At 70.0% G+C, this 24,651-nt stretch carries 20 protein-coding genes, 2 tRNA genes and 2 pseudogenes; 14 read left to right on the top strand and 10 right to left on the bottom strand.

Going from position 1 to position 24,651, the window contains the following annotated elements; translation table 11 throughout:
- Positions 1 to 57: 57 nt before the first annotated feature.
- The 4 genes and pseudogenes from BMG523DRAFT_RS17755 to BMG523DRAFT_RS17745 all read left to right on the top strand — a co-directional run bounded on the left by BMG523DRAFT_RS17755 (position 58) and on the right by BMG523DRAFT_RS17745 (position 1,961).
- Positions 58 to 489: a gas vesicle structural protein GvpA gene (locus tag BMG523DRAFT_RS17755; RefSeq protein ID WP_011435457.1), complete on the top strand. Its 432-nt coding sequence runs from the start codon at positions 58 to 60 to the stop codon at positions 487 to 489.
- A 5-nt stretch (positions 490 to 494) separates the two neighbouring features.
- Positions 495 to 1,313: a GvpL/GvpF family gas vesicle protein gene (locus tag BMG523DRAFT_RS17750; protein WP_011435458.1), complete on the top strand. Its 819-nt coding sequence runs from the start codon at positions 495 to 497 to the stop codon at positions 1,311 to 1,313.
- A pseudogene (locus BMG523DRAFT_RS26640) lies at positions 1,313 to 1,402 on the top strand (cyclase); the annotation flags it as partial. The gene BMG523DRAFT_RS17750 and the pseudogene BMG523DRAFT_RS26640, both read left to right, overlap by 1 nt.
- Before the next feature lie 13 nt (positions 1,403 to 1,415).
- On the top strand, positions 1,416 to 1,961 hold the full coding sequence (locus BMG523DRAFT_RS17745) for an MOSC domain-containing protein (protein WP_011435459.1): 546 nt from the start codon (positions 1,416 to 1,418) through the stop codon (positions 1,959 to 1,961).
- Here the strand turns inward: BMG523DRAFT_RS17745 and BMG523DRAFT_RS26635 are convergent.
- Both BMG523DRAFT_RS26635 and BMG523DRAFT_RS17735 read right to left on the bottom strand, forming a co-directional pair.
- Positions 1,916 to 2,440, bottom strand: a complete 525-nt coding sequence (locus BMG523DRAFT_RS26635) for an arsenate reductase ArsC (protein ID WP_011435460.1) — start codon at positions 2,438 to 2,440, stop codon at positions 1,916 to 1,918. The genes BMG523DRAFT_RS17745 and BMG523DRAFT_RS26635 overlap by 46 nt on opposite strands.
- Before the next feature lie 641 nt (positions 2,441 to 3,081).
- Positions 3,082 to 4,290 carry an acyl-CoA dehydrogenase family protein gene (locus tag BMG523DRAFT_RS17735; RefSeq protein ID WP_023841286.1) on the bottom strand — a complete coding sequence of 403 codons (1,209 nt, stop codon included), beginning with the start codon at positions 4,288 to 4,290 and terminating at the stop codon, positions 3,082 to 3,084.
- 359 nt (positions 4,291 to 4,649) lie between these two features.
- Between BMG523DRAFT_RS17735 and BMG523DRAFT_RS17730 the strand changes: the two genes are divergently transcribed.
- From BMG523DRAFT_RS17730 to BMG523DRAFT_RS27460, 6 genes are all read left to right on the top strand, one after another.
- Entirely contained in the window at positions 4,650 to 6,233 is a 1,584-nt protein-coding gene (locus BMG523DRAFT_RS17730; protein WP_043591689.1) for an alkaline phosphatase, read from the top strand.
- Positions 6,234 to 6,447: 214 nt separating this feature from the next.
- Positions 6,448 to 7,851: an SUMF1/EgtB/PvdO family nonheme iron enzyme gene (locus BMG523DRAFT_RS17725; protein WP_051623928.1), complete on the top strand. Its 1,404-nt coding sequence runs from the start codon at positions 6,448 to 6,450 to the stop codon at positions 7,849 to 7,851.
- Positions 7,852 to 7,853: 2 nt separating this feature from the next.
- Entirely contained in the window at positions 7,854 to 8,126 is a 273-nt protein-coding gene (locus tag BMG523DRAFT_RS17720) for a hypothetical protein (RefSeq protein WP_011435464.1), read from the top strand.
- A gap of 23 nt (positions 8,127 to 8,149) precedes the next feature.
- The gene (locus BMG523DRAFT_RS17715) at positions 8,150 to 9,343 is read left to right on the top strand and encodes a hypothetical protein (protein ID WP_011435465.1); all 1,194 of its coding nucleotides are present in this window, start codon (positions 8,150 to 8,152) and stop codon (positions 9,341 to 9,343) included.
- Positions 9,344 to 9,616: 273 nt separating this feature from the next.
- Positions 9,617 to 10,672, top strand: a complete 1,056-nt coding sequence (locus tag BMG523DRAFT_RS17710) for a hypothetical protein (RefSeq protein ID WP_011435466.1) — start codon at positions 9,617 to 9,619, stop codon at positions 10,670 to 10,672.
- 87 nt (positions 10,673 to 10,759) lie between these two features.
- On the top strand, positions 10,760 to 11,221 hold the full coding sequence (locus tag BMG523DRAFT_RS27460; RefSeq protein ID WP_082456848.1) for a tyrosine-type recombinase/integrase: 462 nt from the start codon (positions 10,760 to 10,762) through the stop codon (positions 11,219 to 11,221).
- Positions 11,222 to 11,247: 26 nt separating this feature from the next.
- On the opposite strand, the gene BMG523DRAFT_RS17705 is transcribed toward BMG523DRAFT_RS27460, so the two are convergent.
- Positions 11,248 to 11,320: transfer RNA gene (locus BMG523DRAFT_RS17705), tRNA-Lys, on the bottom strand.
- A gap of 643 nt (positions 11,321 to 11,963) precedes the next feature.
- On the opposite strand from BMG523DRAFT_RS17705, the gene BMG523DRAFT_RS17700 reads away from it, so the two are divergent.
- Together BMG523DRAFT_RS17700 and BMG523DRAFT_RS17695 are read left to right on the top strand one after the other, a co-directional pair.
- Complete coding sequence (locus BMG523DRAFT_RS17700; protein ID WP_051623929.1) at positions 11,964 to 15,827, top strand: ABC transporter ATP-binding protein; 3,864 nt, start codon at positions 11,964 to 11,966, stop codon at positions 15,825 to 15,827.
- Between the two features lie 144 nt (positions 15,828 to 15,971).
- Complete coding sequence (locus BMG523DRAFT_RS17695; protein WP_011435485.1) at positions 15,972 to 16,286, top strand: hypothetical protein; 315 nt, start codon at positions 15,972 to 15,974, stop codon at positions 16,284 to 16,286.
- Positions 16,287 to 16,392: 106 nt separating this feature from the next.
- Here BMG523DRAFT_RS17695 and BMG523DRAFT_RS17690 read toward each other — a convergent pair whose 3' ends face one another.
- Positions 16,393 to 17,130, bottom strand: a complete 738-nt coding sequence (locus BMG523DRAFT_RS17690) for an SGNH hydrolase domain-containing protein (protein WP_011435486.1) — start codon at positions 17,128 to 17,130, stop codon at positions 16,393 to 16,395.
- A 348-nt stretch (positions 17,131 to 17,478) separates the two neighbouring features.
- On the opposite strand from BMG523DRAFT_RS17690, the gene BMG523DRAFT_RS17685 reads away from it, so the two are divergent.
- On the top strand, positions 17,479 to 18,255 hold the full coding sequence (locus BMG523DRAFT_RS17685; protein WP_232235200.1) for a polysaccharide deacetylase family protein: 777 nt from the start codon (positions 17,479 to 17,481) through the stop codon (positions 18,253 to 18,255).
- Here BMG523DRAFT_RS17685 and BMG523DRAFT_RS17680 read toward each other — a convergent pair.
- Positions 18,240 to 19,811, bottom strand: a complete 1,572-nt coding sequence (locus BMG523DRAFT_RS17680; protein ID WP_035941858.1) for an aldehyde dehydrogenase family protein — start codon at positions 19,809 to 19,811, stop codon at positions 18,240 to 18,242. The genes BMG523DRAFT_RS17685 and BMG523DRAFT_RS17680 overlap by 16 nt on opposite strands.
- A 526-nt stretch (positions 19,812 to 20,337) precedes the next feature.
- On the opposite strand from BMG523DRAFT_RS17680, the gene BMG523DRAFT_RS17675 reads away from it, so the two are divergent.
- Positions 20,338 to 21,054 carry a response regulator transcription factor gene (locus BMG523DRAFT_RS17675; RefSeq protein ID WP_011435489.1) on the top strand — a complete coding sequence of 239 codons (717 nt, stop codon included), beginning with the start codon at positions 20,338 to 20,340 and terminating at the stop codon, positions 21,052 to 21,054.
- A gap of 77 nt (positions 21,055 to 21,131) precedes the next feature.
- On the opposite strand, the gene BMG523DRAFT_RS17670 is transcribed toward BMG523DRAFT_RS17675, so the two are convergent.
- The 5 genes and pseudogenes from BMG523DRAFT_RS17670 to BMG523DRAFT_RS17645 all read right to left on the bottom strand — a co-directional run bounded on the left by BMG523DRAFT_RS17670 (position 21,132) and on the right by BMG523DRAFT_RS17645 (position 24,502).
- Positions 21,132 to 21,207: transfer RNA gene (locus BMG523DRAFT_RS17670), tRNA-His, on the bottom strand.
- Between the two features lie 191 nt (positions 21,208 to 21,398).
- A complete protein-coding gene (gene orn / locus BMG523DRAFT_RS17665) occupies positions 21,399 to 22,115 on the bottom strand; it encodes an oligoribonuclease (protein ID WP_236707320.1) in 717 nt (238 codons plus the stop codon).
- 85 nt (positions 22,116 to 22,200) lie between these two features.
- Positions 22,201 to 22,695 carry a hypothetical protein gene (locus tag BMG523DRAFT_RS17660; RefSeq protein ID WP_011435491.1) on the bottom strand — a complete coding sequence of 165 codons (495 nt, stop codon included), beginning with the start codon at positions 22,693 to 22,695 and terminating at the stop codon, positions 22,201 to 22,203.
- Between the two features lie 604 nt (positions 22,696 to 23,299).
- Positions 23,300 to 24,037 (bottom strand): annotated as a pseudogene (locus BMG523DRAFT_RS17650) (S16 family serine protease); the annotation flags it as partial.
- Between the two features lie 192 nt (positions 24,038 to 24,229).
- A complete protein-coding gene (locus BMG523DRAFT_RS17645) occupies positions 24,230 to 24,502 on the bottom strand; it encodes a hypothetical protein (RefSeq protein ID WP_049760844.1) in 273 nt (90 codons plus the stop codon).
- Positions 24,503 to 24,651 lie beyond the last annotated feature (149 nt).

The raw sequence follows: 24,651 nt of genomic DNA, 5'->3' as shown, positions 1-24,651 counted from the left end.
GGCCCGCTCCGCCTCCTCCGCGGACGAAGAACGATGGAAGAAGGCGAGGACAGCGCCATGACCGTCTCCAGCCAGTCCATGAACCGGGCTCCGAAGCCCAGCAGCCTGGCCGATGTCCTCGACGTCGTGCTCGACAGGGGAATCGTCATCGACGCCTACGCGCGGGTCGCGCTGGTCGGCATCGAGGTCCTCACGGCCGACGCCCGGGTCGTCATCGCGACCGTGGACACCTACCTCCGGTTCGCCGAGGCGGTGAACCGGCTGGACCTCGCGCCCAAGGAGCAGGTCCCGGGCCTGCCCGGACTCATGCATGAGGTCACCGACGGCACCGCGAGGCAGAAGTCGAAGGGGGCGCTCGAAGGATTGAAGGATACCGCCGAGGAGGCGGTGGGCTCGCTGCGTGGCGGATCGTCCGAGGAGCACGCCCGGCGGGATCTGCCGGCCGGGCGCAGCGCGCCGGGCGACCGCCGCAGCGGCCGAGAGGGATGATCGCCATGTCTGTCATCATTTATGGCATCACGCGGTCCGGGCATCCGGCGCCGATGCCACCGCCGCCCGGCATCGGACACCCTCCGGGGCAGGTGCACCTGGTGCGGTTCGGGCCGTTGGCGGCGGCGGTCAGCGTCACCGCGGATGTCGGGATTCTGGGCGAGTCCGAGGCCGTGCGTCATCTGGATATCCTGCAGCGACTTCTCGCCGGAGGCCCCGTGCTGCCGCTGCGGTTCGGGACCGTCGCCCCCGACGAGGCTGCCGTATGCCGTGAGGTCCTCGCCCCGCTCGCCGACGAGATGCCCGATCGGCTCGATGCGCTCGAAGGGCTGGTGGAGCTGCATCTCGACGTGGAGGAGGACGAGCGGTCCGCCCTCACCGAGGTACTGCCGGGCAGCCCGTTCGTCGGGGTCACGCCGTCCGCGGATCTCGACGCGCGGATCAGGCTGGGCCAGCAGGTGGCCGACCTGGTCATCGCCCGCCGGCAGCGCCAGGCCGATGCGATCCTCGACCTGCTGCGTCCGCTGGCGCTGTCCGACCGGCCACGGCGCCCGCACGGCGGCGCGGATGACCCGGTGCTCAGCTGGGCGTTTCTGCTGCGCGATGCCGCCGTGGATGCGTTCGACGCCGCCGTCGCCGATCTCCGTCGCGCCTGTCCGTACTTCACGATCGAATACGTCGGCCCACTTCCCGCCATCGACTTCGCCGAGGACCCCACGGGTCCGCCCGGAGCCGGTGACACGGCGGACGCCGACGCCTTCGGGGGGACCGGCAGATGGGGTTGGAGCTCGGACTCCGACATCTGGGAAGGGAATGATCAATGAAGGGCTCCACCAGGGGCGCCGTCACTTTTCATCCGCTCGCTGACGGCCTCACCCGGATCCTGCCGACCATGGAATACTGTCCCAGCGGGTAGTGTCGGCATCATGGTCGCGGGACGCCTGGTCGGGATCTATACCACGCCGATCCGGGGTACCCGGATGCGGGCCCGTGAGGCCGTTCGAATGATCGAGGGTCACGGTCTCGAAGGCGACCGCTACGCCACCGGCACCGGGACCTACTCCGCGCGCGGTGGCGCCGGTCGCGCCGTCACGCTGATCGAGCGTGAGGTCATCGCCGCCGTGGCCGCGGATGCCGGGGTGGCTCTGGCCGAGTGGGAGACCAGGCGAAACCTGGTGACGGAGGGCGTCGCGCTGCTCGACCTCGTCGGGCGGACCTTCCGCATCGACGACGTTGTCCTGCTCGGTGTCCGGCCCTGCCCACCGTGCTCCTACCTCGAACAGCTCACCCGCCCCGGGGTCTGGAGCGCGCTACGCGACCGAGGTGGCCTGCGCGCAGACGTCGTGCGTGGCGGCACCGTCCCGATCGGCGCGACGATCATCATCCCGCACCGGGAGGCCGAGCCCGTCGACGCGGTCGTGCCGGATCACGCGGTCGCGTCGGGTGCGCCCGCCCCGACCGGTGGAGGATAGCGCCACGCATCCGGGTCAGTACCGCCAGGCGGGATCCCGGTGTAACCGGGCTGGTTCTTCAGCAGCCCGACGCGGGCGGCCACGCCGAGACTGTAGACCAGTGCCCGGACGCGGGCGTCGATCTCGTCGCGGATCGACCGGATCTCCTCGAGCGTGCACTCCGCCGGATCATCCAGTTTCCAGGTGAGGTAGCGCGTGTCGGGGTAGCTGGGAACGGCGTCGCCGCATCCCATGTTGATGACGACGATGGAGTCGCGGACCATCTCGTTGGTTAGTCGCTTCGGGGACTCCCGGGACAGGTCGATGCCTACCTCGGCCATGACGGTGACGACTCCCGGGTGGATGGCCGGGGCCGGGGCGGTGCCGGCGGATCGGGCGCGGAACAGGCCACGACCATGTCGGTCGAGCAGGGCGGCGCCTATCTGAGAACGGCCCGCGTTGTGGACGCAGACGAACAGCACTTCGGGCGGACGAGCCACGAACGCTCCTGGTCGGCCGTGCTGGAACGGTGGGATAACGGGTTGCCGGGGTTGCGGCGGAATGTATTTTCTTCGGATCTGGATGCCAGGTCGCGATGTCAGGAACTTGTTTGAATGTTGATGTTTTCGCGGGCTTCCGTTGCAACGGATGTTGGGTATGTCTCGATGGGGTATCGTCGAACACGGTTTCGCCGGGTGCGGCATCGCGGACCGTGATTTCATGGACCGAATATTCGCCGACTACGAGTCTTGCCGGCGCGACCATTGCCGACCGTAAACGCCGCCGGTCATTGTCAACAACATTTTGATAACACTGATGTAATCGTTCGCGTCGGCCGTGGGTTGCCAGTGGCATACTCCCACGGGTGCCACCGGGTGCTCCCCACGGGGGTGACGAAGTCCCGGCGTCGCCCTGATCACTTCTGGTGGGCGAGGCTCTGGCGGCAGCCGGGAAGATCGCTGAGATGCCGAAGCCGGTGGCGGTGATGGTCACCGAGGCGGTCGACCGTGCCTTCGAGGCGACCCTCGCCAACGCCTGACGGCACTCGGGCGACCAGGCAGACCTTCGCCGCGATGGCACTCGTCAGACCGTCCCCGGGGGCTCGGGGCTCGGGGGTAGGGACTCGGGGCATCGGACGGGGTCAGCGCCGCATCAGCAACGAGCCGCCCAGGAGATACGACCCGACCATCTCGAAGTTCGTCGGCGCCAGGGTGATGTGCGCGACCACGGTGTGGATGTCGCGGAAGCAGCGGTCGAGCCGGCCTGCCGCGCCCAGGGCCCTGGTGCCGGCCAGGCCGTGCAGGGTGTCCACGGCCTTCAGGGTGTTTTCGCCGGCGGCGGTGGCGGCGAGCCGGATCAGGGCGCTGAGCTTCTCCCCGCCGATGAGGCGGGCACTCGCGTGGCCGGCCGCATCGTCGAGCAGCAGTTCACCCGCCCTGACCAGGGCCGCGGCGCGGGCGAGGCCGGCCTGAACGGTATGGCTGGACGCCAATGTCTCCGTCCCGCGGGCAGGAACCGCGCTGACCGCCAGCCCCGGGAAGGCGCTCAGCGCGTCCTGGGCGATGCCGAGCGCCGTTGACGCGGTCGTGAACGGGCCGAAGTCGTAGTACGCGATGGGGTAGCCGCGCGAGGGCCGGGCCGCGGGCAGCCGGCGCAGCAGCCCGCCGTCGACGGTGTGCTCCTCGGGGACGAAGAGGTCGTCGACAGTGAAGCTGACGCTCCCGGTGCCGCGCAGCCCTATCGTGAACCAGTCGTCGGTGAAACGGACGGCATCCCGCGGAACGAACATCATCCGGGTTGTGGGCGGGGCCGGGGCCGACGAGTTCGCCTTACTTCCCGCGGCTACCTCGCCGGCCGCGCTGGTTTCGGTGACGAGTGAGGCGCACACCAGCCAGTCGGCGTGGGTGGAGCCGCTGGCGAAGGACCACCGACCGCGTACCCGGTAACCGCCGGGGACGGCCTCGGCGTGGCCCGACGGGTTGATCCCACCGACGACGAGACCATCGCTCTCCCGGAACATCCGGCCGGCCGTCTGCTCCGGGAGGTAGTCCGACATCCGGCCGATGACGCCCTGGACCCCCATCTGCCAGGCGACGGAGGCGTCGATCCGGGCGAGCGCCTGGAGCACCGCGGAACCGGTCCGGACACTCACCCCGCCGCCGCCGAAGGCCGGGGAGACCCACATCCGGTGGATGTTCTGCTCACGCAGGGCGTCGATGACGTCGGGCGGCGTCATTCTCTCCTGTTCGGCCTGTTCACGGTGCTGGACCAGGACTGGGGCGACTTTCTCGACCCGGGCGAGCCAGTGCCTGGTCTCGTCGTCGGGGTGGGCGGGGCCTGGCCAGAACATGTCACGCATCCACTCTGATCAACCGCCTGATCTGCGGAGACATCGTCCGTCCCTTTCTCGTCGAGGGAGGTAAAGGCTGGTCACCGACGGCAAAGCTCCGACTGAAGCCGCATCTACGGATAGATCATAGCAATTTCTACGTAGATACGGATCGCGAAAGCGCTAAGGGGCCGTGAGAGCGGCCCAGATTACCAGGGTTTCCCTGGCTCTGCGGCTCTGCGGCAGGCGGTGCGGGACGCCACGCACAGTTCACTTTTTCGCTTCCGAAACGGGGGCCGACGGCTGCCCGGAACCTGCACTGTGATGGTCGACGTCGGGGGACTGCGGCCATACGGACAGTGACAGGAGGGCCGGGCGAGATGGCAGAGGAACGCATGCCGAACCGACGGGATGTGCTGGCCCGAGCGACGGTGGCGTCCCTGGCGGCCGCCGCCGGCACCGCCGGGGGGGTTCCGGCGGCGGCCGCGGCCGCGGACCGGGCCCCGGGCCAGGTGCGGGGTGGCCGGCCCACGTTTACCTCCGGCGTGCAGTCCGGCGATGTCACCGCGGACAGCGCGGTGGTGTGGGCACGGGCCGATCGGCAGGCGGTGCTCGCGGTCGACGTGGCAGCCACCGAGACGTTCACCGCAGCCCGGCGGGTCGGCGTCGTCCGGGTGGACGCGGCGACCGACTTCACCGCCTCGGTGCCGGTCCGCGGCCTGCCTGCCGGCGAGGAGGTGTTCTACCGGGTCCGCCTCGCCTCGGCGGATGACCCGGCGCTCGTCGGCGAGACGTCGATCGGCCGGTTCCGGACCGCCCCCGGGCGTGCTGGCGACGTCTCGTTCGTCTGGTCTGGTGACATCTGCGGCCAGGGGTGGGGTATCAACCCCGATCTCGGCGGGATGCGGATCTTCGAGACGATGCGCCGGCTGAACCCGGACTTCGCGATCTGCTCCGGGGACACCGTGTACGCGGACGGGCCGATCCTCCCGACGGTTCCGCTCGCGGACGGCTCGGTGTGGCGCAACCTCGTCGTCCCGGAGAAGTCCAAGGTCGCCGAGACCCTCGCGGAGTACCGCGGCAACTACCGGTACAATCTGCTCGACGCAAACCTGCTCGCGTTCAACCGCGAGGTGCCGTGGGTGTTCCAGTGGGACGACCACGAGACGCTCAACAACTGGTATCCCGGTGAGATTCTCGACGACTCCCGGTACAGCGAGAAACGGGTGGACGTCCTCGCGGCGCGCTCGCGGCAGGCGTTCCTGGAGTACACCCCGTTCATTCCCGGTCGGGCCGACCCGGGCGGGAGGATCTACCGCAGGATCTCCTACGGCCCGCTGCTCGATGTCTTCGTCCTGGACATGCGCTCGTTCAAGAACCCGAATCCCGACGCCCAGGAGGATCCCGCCGGCGTGGCGATACTCGGCCGCCACCAGAGCGAGTGGCTGCTGGCCGGGCTCGCCGCCAGCCGCGCCACCTGGAAGGTGGTCGCCGCCGATCTCCCGCTCGGGCTGCTGGTGCCGGACAACCCGAGCGGCGTGGAGGCGGTGGCGCAGGGCCGGCCGGGTGCCCCGCTGGGGCGCGAGGTGGAAATTGCGGACCTCCTCGCCGGCCTCCGCCGGCACCGGGTCCGCAATGTGGTCTGGGTGACTGCTGACGTCCATTACACGGCGGCACACCACTACCACCCGGACCGGGCTGCCTTCACCGATTTCGACCCGTTCTGGGAGTTCGTCTCCGGGCCGTTGAACGCCGGCACGTTCGGCCCGAACACGCTCGATCCCACCTTCGGCCCCGAGGCTGTTTTCGTGAAGGCCCCTCCGGCGGGTCAGTCCAACCTGCCGCCCTCGGCCGGTCTGCAGTTCTTCGGCCGCGTGCACCTCGATCCCGGTGGCGGGCTCACCGTGGAGCTGCGGGACTCCGGCGGTGCGGTGCTCTGGTCGACCACGCTCGCCGTCGTCTGACCGGTCACCGCCTCCTGACCGGTCACCGCCCCGGATTGACGGGTCCTGCGCCAACCATGCCGTTTGCGGGCGGGTACCGGTTCGTGAGCGTGGAACCCGGCGAGGAGGCGACGGGCGTGGGTGACATTCTGGTCGGGACGGCTTCCTGGACGGACCCGACGCTGCTGAGGTCCGGATGGTACCCACCGGAGGTCACCAGCGCCGGTGCCGGCCGGTGCGGATCTACGTGGAATTCCGTAACCACTACTCGTTCCTCGCCGACTCGCCCGAGGTCCGCCGGCTGCTGAACAGCTCGTCGCTGATCTCGGAGCAGCTCGTCCAGCAGCTGCACGCGAACGGCGTCGATCCGCTGGAGCTTCCGCAGTTCAGCGTGGTCCGACTCGGTGACCTGAAGCTGCACGCGGACGAGCGGGTCTACTCGGTCTCGCCGTTGGAACTGCGGCTCGCTCAGCAGACCGGCCAGCTCGCGCGGGGGCCCGCCGTGGATGCGGCCAGGCACCTCGCGGACCTGGTGCCGGCCCGCATCGGGCAGGTCCTGAACACCGCCGGGCTCGCTGATCTCCAGCCCAGGCTGGAGAGTTACTTCGGCCCGGCGTTCCTGGCCGATCAGGCGGTGTTCACTCTGGCGGACATCTGCACCCACGTCGGCATCGAATGCTTCGCCGAGGGACGGGTCACGCTGGAGACGTTACTGCTCGCGCCCCTGTTCCGTCCGGCCGGCGCCGGCACGGTGGCGTTGGTGCACACCGTTTTCCAGGAGTATTTCGCCGCGCGCTACCTGCGGACCGCGGCCGGACGGGAGGCCGCGGGCAGCAACGCCGAACCGATTCTGACCGAGCAGGTCCGGGAGTTCCTCGTCCACCTCGGCGCCGAGACGATCCCCGCGCCCCCGCGGACGCTGCCGGCAGCGACGTACCTGGTCGGGCCGAGCCACCGCCTCCTTCTTCGAAAGATCGAGAAGCCGGTGCTGTTCGACGAGTTCCCCGTGACGGTCGGGCAGTACAAGGCGTTCCTCGCCGCGGTCGCCGAGCAGGGCTGCGCGCAGTGGGATCATCCGGACACTCCGCCAGGCCACAGCCACGAACCATGGCAGGAACGCTTGCGCAACCCGGAGTACTTCACCGATCCGGTGTACGATAACTACCCGGCGAACTGCGTCAACTGGTGGAGTGCCTACGCCTTCGCCCGCTTCGAGGGCAAGCGGCTGCCGACCTGCGTCGAGTGGGAGGCCGCCGCCCGGGGCACGGATGGCCGGCTGTTCCCCTGGGGAGACGGCGTCGACCTGGCCGCGGTCAACTGCGCCGACGCGTGGAGCGGCCGGCCGTTGGTGACTTACGAGGTCTGGAAGCAGGAGATCGACGGCGGCCGGTTGCGGGACTGCGCCCCGACCCCGGTGACCGATCATGCGGCGAACCTGTCCCCGTTCGGGGTGCACGGCATGTCCGGCAACGTGTGGGAATGGACCGAGACCGTGTTCGACGGGATCAACTCCGCGGTGATCTGCGGCGGCTCCTACGACAACCCGTACCGGGCGGTGCAGACTTCGTCGAAGGCCCTGTACCTACGTCGGGGCAGCAGTAACGCCGTCGGGTTCCGCTGCGTGCGGGAGGTCGCGTGACCATGACCGGCGAGCCGGACAGCGGGCAGCGGTTCGGCCGGATCGTCGACCGCCAGCCGCTGGGCAGCGGACCCCACCGGGTCACCGCCACCTACCTGGTTCGCGACGACGAGACCGGCGAGATCCACGGCTTCGACTACAGCGACATCGTCACCGAAGGATTCCGCACGATCATCGTCGGGGAGCGTGTGCGTTTCGAGGTCGACCCGTCCACCGGCCGAGCTCACTTCGTGATCAGACTGGACCTTCCGGAGGTCGACGAATTCTACCGGTAGACCAGCCGGGACGGCATTCCTTCGTGGTCGTCTGTCCCGCCTTCCTCACCGGCACCCCGGACTGGCCGGAAGGTCCGCTGCCGTTACGCCACAAGGAAATCGAAGCGACCACCGCCGCACGCAGCACCTATTTCAGCGCCGCCTGCGCACGCATCCTCTACGGCACGCCTGACCGGCCGAGTCGCTGGCAGCGCACCGCACCCACCGGCGAGACGGACAGCCCGATCTTCGGGACGGAGATCCTCCTACCCGACCCGGACCGGCCGGATCGCGCCTTCGTCATCGTCCATGTCCATATCCAGGCCGGCGGGTCCGAGCTCCTCGACGTCCTGCGCGCCGTCGCCGGCCGGCGCGGCAGTGCGACCCCACCCCCCGACCTCGGCTCGGCGCTGCCCACCTGGGCCCGCCTGGCGCCGTCGGCCCGAAGGTTCACAATCGCCTTCCTGACCTTCCCCACCCTTCCCGAAGCCGACCCGCCGCGACCCGTTGACGCCGCCCGAATCGACTCTTGGTCGACCGCGGACACCTGGCTGTGGCATCTCGCATCCCGTACCGCCAACGCCGACTACCCGCCGGATCCCGACCACGCCGACCAGCTCCTCGACGGACGAGTGATTCTCTCCGCAGACTGGCGCGGGCTCGTCACCCGGGACGGCGCCGCCTTTCTCGGTCTACGCCCCGACGACGGCGCCGACGATGCGTTCTTCGGCTTCGCCCAGCTCTACGCCCACACCACCTACCTCGACGCGGTCCTGATCGGCATGATCCAGAACGTGGCCATCACCGAGATGATCGCCGAGGCGGCCCGCGCGTTCGAAGCCCAGGACCTTACCCGTCATCTTGCTCGTCTCGAAGAACGGGCCGCGCGATTCCGCAACATCTACTGGCTCCGGGACGCCAGCGCCCACGGCCCGGCGAACGACATCCTCACCGCCTATCAGGCACAGCACCATCTGCCCGAGCGGTTCGACGCCGTGCTCACCGAGATCGTCGACCTGAACCGGATCGCCCAGACCCAGGAGGGGCAGCAGGTCGGCGCGGCGCTCGGCGTCATCACCGTCGTCGGCCTGCCCTTCGGCGCCGCCTTCGCGGTACTCCAGGTCCTCGGCGTGAACTCGGCGCGAGACCTCCTCATCGGCGTGCTCGCCGCGCTCGCCGGTTCCGGCGCCCTGCTCCTCACCCGGTTCGGCCGGCTCCTGCTCCGTTCTCTCCGGTAACCGGAGTAACGGGCTCCCGAAGCCGAGCGGAACCTCGGCCACGCCCCGGAAAGGGACGCTCCGTCGCCAGCGCACCGGGATGGCGGCGGAGTTTGATACTGCGGCCGCACAGTTGACTGGACGGCCACGGCAGACGCCACAGCAGACATTGAACGGTGCGAAGCCAGTCGAAGTTTTCGACAATCCGCTGGCAGGGCATGTGTCGCCATGACCACTTGATTCCGCCCCAATCTCGCGCGAAGGGGTAGCGCGACAACGGGGAATGACCCGACAGTGGAACCAGCGGAGGAGGTGAGTCCGACGAGCCCGACGAACCGACGCACTCTCATCGGCGGCAGCATGGCAGCAGCCGGCCTGTTCGCCACCGCGGACACCTCGGCGGCGATCTCCGACCGCATCGCCGAATCGGCTGTGGCTCCTCGCACCCTCCGCGAGATCGAACGGGACGTGCACGACATCGCCGCGGCCTATACCGCCACACCCGCGGGCCTGCTGGTGCCCCGGGTCGAAACGGGCTGGCTCGCCGTAGAACGGCTCCTCGACGGCCGGGTCCGCGGCCGGACCCGCACCACCCTGGACACCCGCGCAGGCCAGTACGCGCTCTACCTCGCGTTGACCGCTAACGACCTCGGCCACACCCAGGCAGCCGACACCTACCTCGACCTCGCCGGCCAGCACGCAGACGAGGCCGGGGATCGGCTCCTCGCGGACTGCGTCGCCGTGCTCGACAGTTCGTTCGCGTTCTTCCGTAACCAGCCGCACCGCGCCCAAGCCGTCGCCGCCGAACGGCGCCAGGACGCCCACCCCTACGCCCACCCCTACGCCCGGCCCATGCTCGGCGCCTGCGAGTCCCGCGCCGCGGCCCGTGCGGGCGATCCGGCGGCAGCCCGCCACGCCCTCGACGACATGTGGGCAAACCTGTGGACCGGTGGCCCTCTGCCCGGAACGGTCGCCGTTGACGAGGATCAAGCCCTCGCCCAGAGCGCGGCGATCCTCTCTCAACTCGCCGATCCCGCGAGCGAGGAGCACGCCCGGCGCGCTATCGCGGCCTACGCGGATTCCGGGCGTGCCGGGAACCTCGGGGGGTCATACAACGCCCTCGCACGCAGCTACCTACGCCGACCCGAGCCGGACCCCGAACGGGCCGCCGATGCCGCACGCTCCGCGCTGGCCGCTGTCGGGGAACAGCGAACGAGTTGGGTTGTCGACGTCGCCGGGCAGATGTGGCGGCAGATGGACGCCCGCTGGCCCGCCCTGCCCGCAGTCCACGACCTGGGGGTACTCGTCCAGGCCGCCGAACGGCCCGCACTTCCTCCAACCGCCACCTGAGCCGTATCCGAACATCCGTTCGTACGAGGCGCACAATGGGCGGGTGCGTCTCACCGTCGATCGTGACTCCTTGGCCAGCCTCGTCCCCTGGGCCGCCAGAATCCTCCCCGGCCGGGCAACCACCCAGCTCCAGGTCCTCGCCAGGCTCTTCCTCGAAGCGGGCGAGCATGCGCTGAAGGTCAGCGCCTACGACTACGAGGTGGCAGCCCGCGCCGCCGCGGGGCGGGCGCGGCCCTCACCCTCGACGGCCCGCTTCCCTTCGAGCTCCTGCCCGGTGACGAGCTCGGCCGGGATCTGCTGTCCCGGCGGCGGTTACACGATCTGCGGCACAGCTCGGCCTCGATCCAGCTCGCTGAGGGGGTCGACATCACGCTCGTCTCGAAACGCCACGGGCACAGCTCTACCCGGATCACGGGGGATCTGTACGCCCATCTGTTGCGGTCGACGGGCCGGGCCGCAGCGGAGGCAATCGCGAATGCAGTTCCCCGCGCCCACGTGCCGCCCACAACGATCAAGGAGCATTCCGGGGATAGGGAGAGAAATGCTTAGCTGCAGGTCAGGGGCCTGCGTACGGGTGCGCCGCCAGGGACTTGAACCCCGAACCCGCGGATTAAGAGTCCGCTGCTCTGCCAATTGAGCTAGCGGCGCGTTGCCTCCGCGTCCCCGCGGCGACATGCAGAACTCTACCAGGCGCTGGAGACGAGTGGCCGGGGGGTGCGGGCGCGGCGCTCGGTACCGGCGGCCACCTTGGAGATCGCCGATGGCGGGGGCTCCGGGGTCCCTGTGTGTCCTCCGGGGCTGATCTTGCTCGGGACCTTGCTCGCTCGGGACCTTGCTCGGGACCCGCGGCTTCCTGTGGTCTCGGCTCGGAGCCGTGACGGGCATCAGCGGGGTTCCAGGAATGTTTCGCTGATAGACATGACGTGGCCGACGCCGCGGGCCTGCCGGACGTACGGTCAGGCTGGGACACCGCGGTGAGGCTGGGACGCGGCGGCTTTGGCGTCTCGTCCCAGCCTTCGCGTCCGATCCGGACCGGCGTCACGCGGGTACCGAATCGGACCTGACGACCTGGAGGCCCACCGCGAGCTCCGAAGCATCGTCCGCTGACACGGCCCGTCCCTCGCACGGACCGCCGGATCGGCCGGACCCCAGTCCGCATCCGGCTCCGGCTCCCGTCGAGCGATCGCAGTTGCCCAGCCCACGCCCACGGCCCCAACCAGCCGAGGAGCCTGCCGCGCCCGGGCCGGAGAAAGCCGAGGAGGCCGGGCCGGAGAAACCGGCGGCCGGCTGGCTGCGCAGGATTCTCCGCGAGATCCTCGTGTACCGCCGCAACGCCGCCTTGGCCTTCGGCGCCGCGCTGCTCGGCACGCTCGTCACGGCCGCCGTCCCGTTGGTCGAGCGGCAGGTCATCGACAACGTCGTAGTCACGCACCGCCACTCTCTCGCACCCTACGTCGCCATTCTGCTCGGGGCCGGGGTCGTCGTCTTCGCCGCCGCGTTCGTCCGACGCTACGTCGGTGGTCGGCTCTCCCTCGACGTCCAGTACGACCTGCGCGACGCCGTCTTCAGCGCCATCGAGCGCCTCGACGGGGCCCGGCAGGACCAGCTCCAGACCGGGCAGGTGGTGAGCCGGGCGATCTCGGACGTCACCGTGGTCCAGGGTCTGCTGTCCTACCTGCCGATGATGAGCGGCAACCTGGTGCTCTTCGTCGTGTCCCTTGTGGTGATGGCCTGGCTGTCCCCGCTGCTCACTGTCATCGCGCTCGCGCTGGGGCCGGCGCTGTTCATCGTCGGCTACAGCGCCCGACGCACGGTCTTCCCGGCGACCTGGGCGGCGCAGCAGCAGGCTGGCGAGGTTGCCGGAGCGGTCGAAGAGGCCGTCGCCGGCGTCCGGGTGGTGAAGGGGTTCGGACAGGAGGCCCGCGAGCTGGACCGGCTGGCGGTGGACGCCCGGTGGCTGTTCGCGCTTCGGATGCGTGCGGTGCGCATCACCAGCAGGTTCGGTGCGGCGATGCAGGCCGTTCCCGCGCTCGGCCAGGTCGCGGTGCTGGCGCTCGGCGGCTGGCTGGCGCTGACGGACCGGATCACCCTCGGTACCTTCCTCGCGTTCAGCACCTATCTCGGCGCCCTGATCGGGCCGACGCGGACCCTCGCCGGTCTGCTCACCGTGGGCCAGCAGGCCAAGGCCAGCACGATACGCATCTTCGAGATCATCGATTCGCAGCCGGCGATCACGGACCGGCCGGACGCCGTGCGCCTTGGCCGGATCCGCGGGCTGGTCGACCTGGACAGTGTCACGTTCGGCTACGCTCCGTCTCGCCCCGTGCTGCGGGACGTGAGCCTGCGGATCGAACCGGGGGAGACGGTCGCCCTCGTCGGCACGTCCGGTTCGGGTAAGTCGACGGTCGCGATGCTGCTGCCGCGGTTCTACGACCCCCAGGCCGGGACGGTCCGCCTTGACGGTGTGGACATCCGCACGGTGACACTGTCGTCGCTGCGGGCGCAGATCGGGGTCGTCTTCGAGGACAGTTTCCTGTTCTCCGACACGGTGCGCGCGAACATCGCCTACGGCCGGCCGGGTGCCACGGACGACCAGATCATCGCGGCCGCGCGGGCGGCGCAGGCGGACGTCTTCATCCGCGGCCTGCCCGACGGCTATGACACCGTCGTGGGAGAACAGGGCCTGACCCTCTCCGGCGGCCAGCGCCAGCGCGTCGCGCTCGCCCGCGCGCTACTCACCGATCCCCGCGTCCTGCTCCTCGACGACGCGACCTCGGCCGTGGACGCCCGGATCGAGGCCGAGATCCATGACACGCTTCGGACGATCATGCGTGGCCGCACCACTCTGCTCATCGCGCACCGGCGCTCCACCCTGCGCCTTGCCGACCGGATCGCCGTGCTCGACGCCGGCCGGATCGTCGACGTCGGGACCGAGGCCGAACTGACGGCCCGATGTCCTCTGTTCCGCCATCTGCTCGCCGGCCCCGGCGAGGGCCTTCCCGACCAGCTCTCGTCCCCGTCCCCGTCTCCCGACCCCGGCCTTTCTTGCCTGTCCAGAGGGATAAATCAGACGCAAAAGGCTCTGGATAGGCAAGGAAGTAGGCAAGGGAAAGGAAGTAGGCAAGGGAAAAGAAAGGGAAATGTTCTCCGGGGTGGTGCTACCCGGGGTGGTCTCGGCCGGGGGCTCGGCGGCGGGGGCCCCTTCGGTGACATGCCGGCGACCCCCGACCTGCTCGCCCGGGTCGACGCCCTGCCCCCGGCGCTCGACGAGCCGCGGGTCGACCAGGCTGCGGCGGCCGCCCCCGACCCGGCATTCTCGCTGCACCGGCTGCTGGCCGTGGTCCGCTGGCCGCTCATCCTGGGCCTGCTGCTGGTGGCGGCAGACGCCGTCGCGGGTCTCGCCCTGCCAGCGTTGGTGCGGCATGCCGTCGACGCCGGCGTGAGCGTCGGGGCACGTGACGTCCTGTTCGCCACCGCCGGTGTCGCGCTGGCGGTGGTGCTGGTCAACTGGGCGGTGCAGGTGTGGCAGACCCGTGTCACGGGCCGGATGGGGGAGCGGCTGCTCTACATCCTGCGGGTGAAGACCTTTGCGCAGCTGCAGCGCCTCGGGCTCGACTACTACGAGCGCGAGCTCGCCGGCCGGATCATGACCCGGATGACGACCGACGTCGACGCCCTGTCGACCTTCCTGCAGACCGGCCTGACCACCGCCATCGTCAGCCTGCTGTCCTTCTTCGGCGTCCTGGTGGCGTTGATCGTGCTGGACGCCGAGCTCGCCCTGGTCGTCGTCGCCGTACTGCCGATCCTGATCGTGGTGACGGTGGTGTTCCGGCGTCGCTCCTCCGCCGCCTACACCAAGTCCCGGGAACGGGTCAGCGCCGTCAACGCATCGCTGCAGGAGAACCTGACCGGGCTGCGCATCGCCCAGGCGTTCGGCCGGGAAGCGGTCAACCAGGCGAGGTTCCGCGAGCTCGCGGACAGCTACCGCCGCTCGCGGCTGCGGGCACAACGGATGATCGCTCTCTACTTCCCGTTCGTCGAGTTCCTCTCCCGGATCGCGGGTGCTCTCGTGCTGGGAATCGGCGCCCACCTGGCCGTCGGCGGATCCCTGTCGCCGGGAGCACTACTCGCGTTCCTGCTCTACGTGGACCTCTTCTTCGCGCCGGTGCAGCAACTGTCCCAGGTGTTCGACGGTTATCAGCAGGCCCGGGTCGGTCTGCGCCGGCTTTCCGAGCTGCTGCGGACTCCGACCTCGACGCCGTCGGCCGAGTACCCGCGACCGGTCGGACGGCTGGCCGGCGAGGTGGTCCTGGACGGCGTCCGGTTCGCCTACGTGGGAGGCACTGCCGCGCGGACGGAGAACGCGGGGCCGGCGGGAAACGCGGGGCCGGCGGGAAACGCCGTGAACGGGGTGAGCCTGCGCATCGCCCCGGGGGAGACAGTCGCCCTGGTCGGGGAGACCGGCGCGGGCAAGTCCACGGTGGTGAAGCTGATCGCCCGGTTCTACGACGTGACCGAGGGCGCGGTGCGGGTGGACGGTGTTGACGTGCGCGACTTCGACCTGCCCGCCTACCGGCGACGGCTCGGCGTCGTTCCGCAGGAGCCGTTCTTGTTCTCCGGCACGGTCCGGGACGCCATCGCCTACGCTCGGCCGGATGCCTCCGACGCCGAGGTCGTGGCGGCGGCGCGGGCGGTCGGCGCCCACGCGTTCATCACCCGCCTGGCCGACGGCTACGATCATCTGGTCGGCGAACGCGGCCGGGGACTGTCCGCCGGCCAGCGTCAGCTCCTGGCGCTCGCCCGCGCGGAGCTCGCCGACCCGGACATCCTGCTGTTCGACGAGGCGACCGCGGCGCTCGACCTCGCGACGGAGGCTGCGGTCACGGCAGCCTCGGAGGCGGTGGCCACCCGGCGGACCACGATCATCGTCGCCCATCGGCTCACCACGGCGGCCAGGGCCGACCGGGTGGTCGTGATGGCGGACGGCCGGGTGGTCGAGCAGGGGCCGCACGCCGAGCTGGTGCACGCCGGCGGCCCGTATTCCCGCCTGTGGGCCGCCTTCACCGCGGAGTCGGTCACGCCCGCGGAGTCCGTCACGCCCGTGGATCTCAGCCCGACCGCGGACAGCGGTGCTGACCGGCGAGCGGCTGGCTGACCGGCGAGGGCGACCTCATTCCGTAATGTCATGGTTCGCCCTCAAGTCTGAGGGGATGCCCTCACGGGGCGACGAGCGAGCCCGCCCGCCGCCCCGATCGACCGAGCGGTCACCCGGGGCCGGCGGCGATCAGAGGAGGGGATCATGAAGGCGAACGGTCTGTTGATGGAGATCGCCTGGCCACGGCTGCCCAGCGGAATCGCCACACCAGGTGAACTCGCCGACCGGCTGGACGCCGACCTGCGGGACCGCGCCAGGGTCGCCGCGTTCGACGAGCACGGTCTGTGGGTCCGGGTCCACCAGCCGCACCAGGTCGAGGCGCTCGCTGCCGAACTCGCCTATAAGCTCTCCCAGGTTGGCGCGCCCGATCAGACGTTCCTCTCCTGGCACGACGAGCTGGGTGATCATCGTCGTTCGCTGAGCGGCCGTCGGATCGGGATGCACCGCAAGGTCGCCTGAACATTCCGGCGAATTCTCGACGAGGTCCCGGGAAGCCCGGGAAGCCTAGAAGATGGTGGATCGGCCCGGTCAGCCCTCGGTCAGCCCCCGATCGGTCGGCTGGCGGTCAGCCCGCGGCCGGCTGGAGGGTCTCCCGAGCGATCGCGGTGCCGAAGCGGACGGCGCCAGGGGACGGGACCGGGCAGGCTGTCATCGGCTTCTGGGGCAACGGACAGAAGTGGACCCCGTCGGGGCTGCGGACCGTGACGACCCCGCCGGGCTCGCAGGTCTCGCCCGCGGCACAGGGCATCGTCGAGGTGAACCGGCCGTCCATGGTCAGGACCCGACCCGCGGGGACCACCCGGGTACGTTCGTGCTCCGCGGCGATCTGGCGCCACAGGCGGTCCAACGGGGTCATCCCGGCCTCGTCGACCGTCTGGTCACGCCGTGGCGGCGCATCCACGAGGACGACTTCGATGCCCTGATTCGTCAGCATCGTGACGGCCTTCGTCACGTCCTCCCGGTAGGCCGTCACCAGGTCACGACCCTGCATACAGGGCGTCACCTGGTTGCCGGAGAACACCAGAACCGCGGTGGTCGGCCGCCAACGCCGCGCCTGGTCGCGGATGTCCATGAGCCAGTCGCAGGGAGCCGTGCCACCCCAGGTGCGCACCAGCACGGCGGTCCCGCCGTCCGCGCGGGCCGCCTCGTCGAAGGCGTCACCCGCCTCCCAGGCGAGCGAGTCGCCCCACAACGCCACCCGTGGCCTGTCGTCGGAGGTCCTGTTCACCACCAGGGCACCCCCGACCAGGACGATCGCGACGACGAACAGCCAGCCGATCGGTCCCCGCCGTCCGATCCGCACGGTCCGCCCCTTCCTGCCCCGCCGCGCCGGCCGGTATCACCGGATCCCCGATCACGTCCGACCCTGCCCGGCTGCCCACCACCTCATCGTGCTTCCTGCCCGGCGCTGTTCTGGTGACGGGTGTGCCGTCCCCACGAGCGGACATTACTGAACGTACCGCCCATAGCTGTTCTATCCAGAGACCCGAGTAGCTCCGCTAGCGCGGGCGGTCGTGGCCGAGACGGAGGCTGGGGGCGGGGCATGGCGGTACCCGTGGCGGTGGGCATGGGGGCGCCGGTCGGAAGGCGAGACCGGATCTGTGGGAGAGTTTTTGCCATGACGCGGTCCGTTGCGACGCGCAGGCCCGCCATGGCACGCCGTGCCGCCGCCACGGCGTTGACCCTGGGCGGCGCGGCCGGGCTCACCTACGGCATTCCGTCGCTCACCACACTGCGTCGACTACGGCTGCGGTGGACGCCGGCGCTCGCAGGGCTCGGCGCGCCCGATCACGTCGCGCTCACCTTCGACGATGGTCCGGATCCCGTGTCCACGCCACAGTTTCTCGACGTGCTCGCCGAACTCGACGTGCGGGCGACGTTCTTCGTCCTCGGTGGTCTGCTGGAACGCGCACCGACGTTGGCGCGGGAGATGGCCGCCGCCGGGCACGAGCTGGCCGTGCACGGCTGGGATCATCGCCCGATGCTGTTGCGCGGTCCCCGCTCCACGCACGACCATCTCGCCCGCACCCGGGACCTGGTCGTCGAGATCACCGGTCGCGCGCCGCGGTTCGTCCGGCCGCCGCACGGCATCCTCTCGGCCGGGCTGCTCGTCGCGGCCCGCCGCCTCGACCTCAGCCCCGTCCTGTGGTCGGCATGGGGACGCGACTGGACGGCCGAGGCGACGCCGGGCAGCGTGCTGGGCACCCTCGCCCCCGACCTGTGCGGGGGCGCCACGGTGCTGCTGCACGACTGTGACTGCACATCGGCCCCCGGGGCCTGGCGCAGCGCGCTCGGGGCTCTGCCCGGGATCGCCGCGCGCTGCGACGACGCCGGCCTGCGCCTTGGACCACTCGCCGAGCACGGCCTACCGGCCTGGTCGAATCCTCCTTCTGGCAGGAGCGGCCGGGCAGGTCAGACGGCCGGGTAGAGGGAGTAGCTCGGGAAGTTGCCGACGAGCCGCTCGTCGGCGTCCGTGCCTACGGTGACGGCCCTGGCCAGATGGACACCGCCGACGAAGGCCCCCTTCCAGGAGGCGCCGCGGCCACCGAACGGCTCGTCCCGGTCGCCGCGGGAGCGCGGCTTGTTGACTCCGACCTTGAACGCCTGCAGCTCCCCGGCGAGCCGGCGGGCATGGGACTCGTCGTCGCAGGCCAGTGAGGCAACCAGCGCGCCGTTGGAGGCGTTCATCGCCGCCAGCAGCTCAGCCTCCGAGTCGACGACGACGATGGTGTCGACCGGGCCGAACGGCTCCGCGTGGTGCAGCGCGGACGACGCCGGCGGGCTCAGGATCGCCACCGGCGGCACGTAGGCGGAGGTGTCCTGCCCGGGGATGAACCGGCCGTCCGCGAGGTCTCCGCGGTAGATCGGCACGCCGCCCTTCGTGATCGCCTCGTCGATCTTCGCGGCCAGCTCGGTCGCCTTGTCCGCGGTGATGACCGGGCCGTAGTCCAGCTCGGGCAGCTGGTCGGTGTCGTCGGCGACGGCGAGGGGATGGCCGAACCGGACGCCGGAGACCACCGGCAGGTACATCTGGAGGAACCTGTCGAACAGTTGGCGCTGGACGACGTAGCGGGGGTAGGCGGTGCAGCGCTGCTTGCCGTACTCGAAGCCCTTCTTCAGATGGGCGGCGAGCACGTCCCACTGGGAGAAATCCCAGATACCCCAGGCGTTGAGGCCCTCCTGCTCTAGGAAGTGGCGCTTACCGGTGTCGACCAGGGCAGCGGCGACCTGGCCACCCGCCGACCGGCCGCCCACGAAGGCCAGGCAGCCGATCTCGGGGGCGCGGACCAGCGCCGAGCTCAGCCGGGAACCCGATCCGGAGACCAGCGAGACCGGCAGACCCTCCCGGCGGGCCAGTGCGCTCGCCAGGGTCAGGCAGGCGGCGCCGCCGTCGGTCGGGGTCTTGGCGATGGTGCCGTTGCCGGCGAGGATCTGGACGAGCACGGCATGCATGAGCACGCTCATCGGGTAGTTCCAGCTGGCGATGTTGCTCACCGGACCGGGTAGCGGGGTGCGCCCGGCGATCATGCCGTCGATCTCGTCGATGTACCAGCGCACCCCGTCGAGGGCACGGTCGACGTCGGTGCGCGCCAGTCGCCAGGGCTTGCCGATCTCCCAGACGAGCAGGAGAGCCAGCAGGTCGCGGTGGGCGTCCATGGCGTCAACGGCGGCGCGTACTCGGGCCTTGCGCTCGGGCAGCGCCACGTCGCGCCAGTGCTTGTGGTCGTCGAGAGCGGCCCGGATCGCATCCCGGGCCTCGTCCTGCTCGATCATCGGGGGCCCGGCGATCGGTGTGCCGTCGACGGGGGACAGGCTGTGCAGTGGATTTCCAGTTCGATGCCAGTGCCCGCCCCAGAGATTACGGAGGCGGTCCTCGTCGAACGCCTCGGGGGCAACCTGGCGGCAGGTGGTGAACGCCTCGGACCAGGTGGTACCCGGCTTAATGTGGAGTCGTGGCTGGGAGCTGCTGGATGCTGCGGCCATACCGGTGATATTGACGGTCATCCGCCGATCACGCCAGGCAAAGCGGCCCACTATTTCGAGGATTCTTAGATGACTGTATCAGATTAATAACTCTCGGTAATTTCCTGCATAAACCGTCATGTGGTCACTCATCGCCCCCGCTCGATATCCAATGATCTTGCTGGTGCTGCTGGTGCTGCTGGTGCTGCTGGTGCTGCTGGTGCTGCTGGTGCTGTTGGTGCTGTTGGTGCTGTTGGTGCTGTTGGTGCTGGCTTGCCGCTCTGGTCGCCGGGGTCGTTGCCAGGAGGAAACCGGGCGCGACTCGCCACGCGAACATGGTCCTATGCGGGTGGGTGGCAGCGTCCACCGCGTACTATTTCCGGCATGTCGGATGCGTTTATCGGGCAAGATGGTGGCACCACTTCGGCGCCGTCACGACCTCGGGTGTGTACTTCATCACGTAGAGTGGGATGGTGTCCGAACCGCCTTTCGTTCGCGTCCGGGTTGCCGCCGCTCGGACCATTCGATCCTGATTCCCGGATGTGTGATGACGGCCAGTGTCGTGCCGCCGTCGGCCGCTGAAGCCGACTCCGTCGAGGGCTCCGCGCTGATCCGGGTCCTCGTAGTAGATGATCATGAGTTGTTCCTTCAGGGCCTGCAGACGGTCCTGGAGATCGAGGAGGACATCAGCGTCGTCGGCCGGGCCGGTAACGGTCAAGAGGCTCTGACCTTGGCCTCCGGGACATCGCCGGACATCGTCCTGATGGATGTCCGGATGCCGGGCCGGGACGGGATCGCCGCGGCGGGTGCCATCAAACGTGCTGTTCCGCGCACGCGTATCGTGATGCTCACGGTCTCGGACGAGGAGTCTGACCTGTTCGAGGCGATCAAGGCGGGTGCGGTCGGGTACCTGCTGAAGTCGATTCCGCCGCACGAGGTGGCCGACGCGGTGCGGGCTGTCCACAATGGGCAGAGCCTGATCAGTCCTTCGATGGCATCGAAGTTGATGGTCGAGTTCGCCACGATGGCCCGGGGTACCGAGGACCGTCCTCGGGCGCACGCCCCGCACCTGACCGCGCGAGAACTCGAGGTACTGAAGCTGGTCGCTGAGGGGCGCGCGAACCGCGAGATTGCCCGCAAGCTGTTCATCAGTGAGAACACGGTCAAGAACCACGTTCGTAACATCCTGGACAAACTGCAGCTGCACTCGCGGATGGAGGCCGTGATGTACGCGGTTCGTCAGGGGCTGTTCGACATCGAGTGAGCCCGGCGGGGCCGCACGGTTGCCACGGTGGGCCTCTGTCCGCCAACCCGCGGGGCCTGGTCGGCGGGATATTGCTCTGGGGTGGGTGACGGGACTTGAACCCGCGGCCACCGGGACCACAACCCGGTGCTCTACCAGCTGAGCTACACCCACCAGAACCTGGCTGCCATGCCGAAGGAGGAGACCCGGCCGGACCGGAGATCCTCCGACCGGTGCGAATCCGGGATATTCCGAATCCGGGACGTTCCACCCACGCCGCCTGACCAAGCGAAGCTATCGTACCGGTCCGCGCCACTGGATGGGCAAGGGGGTTACCCCGGTCATGCCCGCCGCGCTCTGCGAGATCACTGCCCGTTCAGGCGGGCGGTGGAAGGTCTCCCGTCCAGCCGCGCGGGTGAACCGGCCGGGTCGTCCGGTTGCGGGTGCTCGGAGCCTCCGGCGGTCAGGGAGGCCAGCGACGCATCGGCCTGGTCGCGGATCTCGGCGGCGATCGCGCGGGCCTGCTCGGTGCCCGGCCCCGGCTGGGGAACGAACACGGCCCGTCGGTAGTAGCGCAGCTCCTCGATGCTCTCCTGGATGTCCGCCAGGGCCCGGTGGCCGCCGCGTTTGACCGGAGCCGCGTAGTAGGCCCGCACGTACCAGCGGCGGGCGAGCTCCTTGATCGACGAAACGTCGATCATGCGGTAGTGCAGGTGAGCGTCCAGCGACGGCAGATAGCGTGCGAGGAAGGTGCGGTCCGTGGCGATCGAGTTGCCGCACAACGGGGCCTTGCGCACCTCGGGAATCCGGGTGCGGACGTAGTCGAGGAGCTGGCGCTCCGCGTCGTCGAGGGACAAGGTGGACGCCCGGACGGCGGCGGTCAGGCCCGAGGCCTCGTGCATCTCGCGGACGACCGGCTCCATGGTCTGCAGCGCCTCCTCCGGCGCCGAGATGACCAGGTCGATGCCCTCGTCGAGGATGTTGAGCTCACTGTCCGTGACCAAGCAGGCCACTTCCAGGAGTAGATCCGACGCGGCGTCCAGGCCGGTCATCTCGCAGTCGATCCACACCAGTCGATCCATCCCGCTGACACTATGGTCTGCGGTCGCCGTCGTCACGTGCACCCTCGGGTTCTCGTCGTATGGCTGAGTGCCCGCTCCGTCGAGATCATCCTATAGTCCCTGCTCCGTTACTGACGGTGAAGCTGATGGAGATCTGAGTGTTCCCGGCTCCGACCAGGATCGCGGTCAGGGTGTACAGCCCGTCCGGGACCTCGGAGGTCTGCCATCCGCCGGGATGCGGCGTGAACAGGTACGGCGGGCCTGGGAGATCCCGCCGGTACGGCCCGGTCGGTCCGTTCAGCACGTACGTCAGGGGGCCGGCGTAGCCCGTCGTTTCCACCCGGATGATGCGGAAGCCGGAGATGGTCTCGCCCTGGTGGATGCCGGCGAAGGTGAACGGTGCGACGGACATCGTCGACGACGGCGTGGGCATGGCGCCCGGGCCGGACCGGGATGGACGACCGTCGGGTGCGGGGGATGCCGCCGGGGTCGGACCGGACCGGGGTTCCTGGCTGTGATAGCCGAACACCAGGATCGGCATCAGGACCAGGGCAGCGAAGAACAGCGCAAGACCGACCCAACCCCGCCTGAGGGCATCCACGCTGACTGCGTCCCTCCGCCATGCCGCCCATGGGTTCGGGTCACTTTAATGGGCGGGAAGGTGATCGACTCCCGCGGCCTGGGACCGACCGGGATCGAAGCGCGCAGTCGGGCCGGGGGAGGGAGGAAGTGGGCCGACGGCGGGTTGACGGGCACGCCGCCCGCCGCGGCGTCGGATCGGTATGGGTTGTCCGGATCGGCATGGGTTGTCCGGATCGGCGCGGGAGGCGCAGCCGCTTGTCGATGCGGCTGCCGAGGGCAGAACGATCTAGCGGGTGCGCCTGCGCCGGCCGGGTGGCCGGTTCGGCGGATGGGCGGGCCCGCGATTGTCCCGCGGTCGCTGGCGCACCCCTTGCCGACTGAGCCCCAGGATGCGCTGCTGTGCGATGCGCTCCTGCCGAAGACAGCGACCACGATCCACGCCCCGACCGTAGCCGCCATCTGCGTCTTCCGCGTCCCTCGTCACATGGTGTTTACCTTGTCCCCGGCGTGTCGCTGGCTCTCGCTCACCCTCCTCCCCGGCCCCTGGGCCGCCCCTGGTCGGCCTTCGGACGGCCGGTGACCCTCAGGGCCGGCGGGTGACCCTCAGGGCCGGCGGGTGACCCTCAGGCGGCCAGCGGGGTGGAGGAGCGCCCGCCGTGGCCCGGCCGGTCGGCGCGCCCGGTGGCGAAGGCGGGCTCCAGGGCCAGGTCCAGCACCTCCCGGACGTCGGTCACCAGGTGGACGGTGAGCGCGTCGCGCACCGGCGCCGGGACGTCGTCCAGGTCCGGGCCGTTACGCGCCGGCAGCAGCACCGTGGTGATGCCGGCGCGGTGCGCGGCGAGCAGCTTCTGCTTCACCCCGCCGATCGGCAGCACGCGCCCGGTCAGCGACACCTCGCCGGTCATCGCCACATCCGCCCGGACCGGCCGACCGGACAGCAGCGACGCCAGGGCCGTCGTCATCGTTACCCCGGCGCTCGGCCCGTCCTTCGGCACCGCACCCGCGGGGATGTGCACGTGGACACCGCGGTCGGCCAGATCGCCGACGGGAAGTTCCAGCTCCACCCCGCGCGAGCGCAGGTAGGACAGCGCGATCTGCGCCGACTCCTTCATCACGTCGCCGAGCTGCCCGGTCAGGGTGATCCCGGCCCCGCCGGTCTCCGGGTCGGCCAGCGACGCCTCGACGAACAGGACGTCACCGCCGGCGCCGGTCACCGCCAGGCCCGTCGCCACTCCCGGGAGGGCGGTGCGCTCCGCCGACTCCGGGGTGTGCCGCGGCCGGCCGATGTAGCCGGGCAGGTTCCCGGCATCGATCGTCACCGGCAGGGTGGCCTCGCCGAGCGCCACCCGGGCGACGATCTTGACGGGGTAGAGAAAAGTTGCGATGACCCCAGATGTGGCAGGGGACCCCAGCGAGGCCCGCATGCTCGGGGCTTCGCCGGGGTCCCAAGGGCCAGCCGACGGAGGGTTTGGAGTCAACCCCGCCGGCTGGGGCTCAGATGCACTGACCTCGAACCCGAGATCACGGGATCATCATGGCCATACAGGTCGTGGTCAGGTCAGGCGCCACGTGGCATAGCTACGCGCCAGGGCGGCTCGGTTCTGAGCGGCAAGGCTGTCCGACTGCGCCGCTCGCATGCTCCACAGTCCCGCCACGTGGCAGGCGAAGGCGGTCCGGTCCTCGTCGGTGCCGCCAGCCCAGCAGTCCAGCCCCGCCGCCCACTGCTCGGCCTGCTGGGGGGTATGTCCGGCGCCAATGAGACGGATCACCATGAACGCGGCGTCTACCCAGCCGGCACCCTGCGCCGGCCAGCCCCAGTCGACCACCCAGACACGGTCCTCTCTGATCATGAACTAGTGGGCATGAAGGTCGGTGTGAATCAGCCGGTTCCCGGCCACGGCGTCGACTACAGCGCCCGCGTGGACGGCCGCGGTGGCTACGTCCCAATCGGGGAAAACTCTAGCTGGAAGCGTTT

It is taken from the genome of Frankia sp. BMG5.23, assembly GCF_000685765.2.
GTDB classification, from domain to species: Bacteria; Actinomycetota; Actinomycetes; order Frankiales; family Frankiaceae; genus Frankia; species Frankia casuarinae.
The sequence above is the reverse complement of the archived record's forward strand: the minus strand, read 5'-3'. Positions and strand labels throughout refer to the sequence as shown.

Bases quoted from the DNA above. Each gene is read 5' to 3' on its own strand.
- BMG523DRAFT_RS17755 (WP_011435457.1), top strand. From the start codon at position 58: ATGACCGTCTCCAGCCAGTCCATGAACCGGGCTCCGAAGCCCAGCAGC.
- BMG523DRAFT_RS17750 (WP_011435458.1), top strand. From the start codon at position 495: ATGTCTGTCATCATTTATGGCATCACGCGGTCCGGGCATCCGGCGCCG.
- BMG523DRAFT_RS17745 (WP_011435459.1), top strand. From the start codon at position 1,416: ATGGTCGCGGGACGCCTGGTCGGGATCTATACCACGCCGATCCGGGGT.
- BMG523DRAFT_RS17735 (WP_023841286.1), bottom strand. From the start codon at position 4,290: ATGTTCTGGCCAGGCCCCGCCCACCCCGACGACGAGACCAGGCACTGG.
- BMG523DRAFT_RS17730 (WP_043591689.1), top strand. From the start codon at position 4,650: ATGGCAGAGGAACGCATGCCGAACCGACGGGATGTGCTGGCCCGAGCG.
- BMG523DRAFT_RS17720 (WP_011435464.1), top strand. From the start codon at position 7,854: ATGACCGGCGAGCCGGACAGCGGGCAGCGGTTCGGCCGGATCGTCGAC.
- BMG523DRAFT_RS17695 (WP_011435485.1), top strand. From the start codon at position 15,972: ATGAAGGCGAACGGTCTGTTGATGGAGATCGCCTGGCCACGGCTGCCC.
- BMG523DRAFT_RS17685 (WP_232235200.1), top strand. From the start codon at position 17,479: ATGGCACGCCGTGCCGCCGCCACGGCGTTGACCCTGGGCGGCGCGGCC.
- BMG523DRAFT_RS17680 (WP_035941858.1), bottom strand. From the start codon at position 19,811: ATGGCCGCAGCATCCAGCAGCTCCCAGCCACGACTCCACATTAAGCCG.
- BMG523DRAFT_RS17675 (WP_011435489.1), top strand. From the start codon at position 20,338: ATGACGGCCAGTGTCGTGCCGCCGTCGGCCGCTGAAGCCGACTCCGTC.
- orn (WP_236707320.1), bottom strand. From the start codon at position 22,115: ATGGATCGACTGGTGTGGATCGACTGCGAGATGACCGGCCTGGACGCC.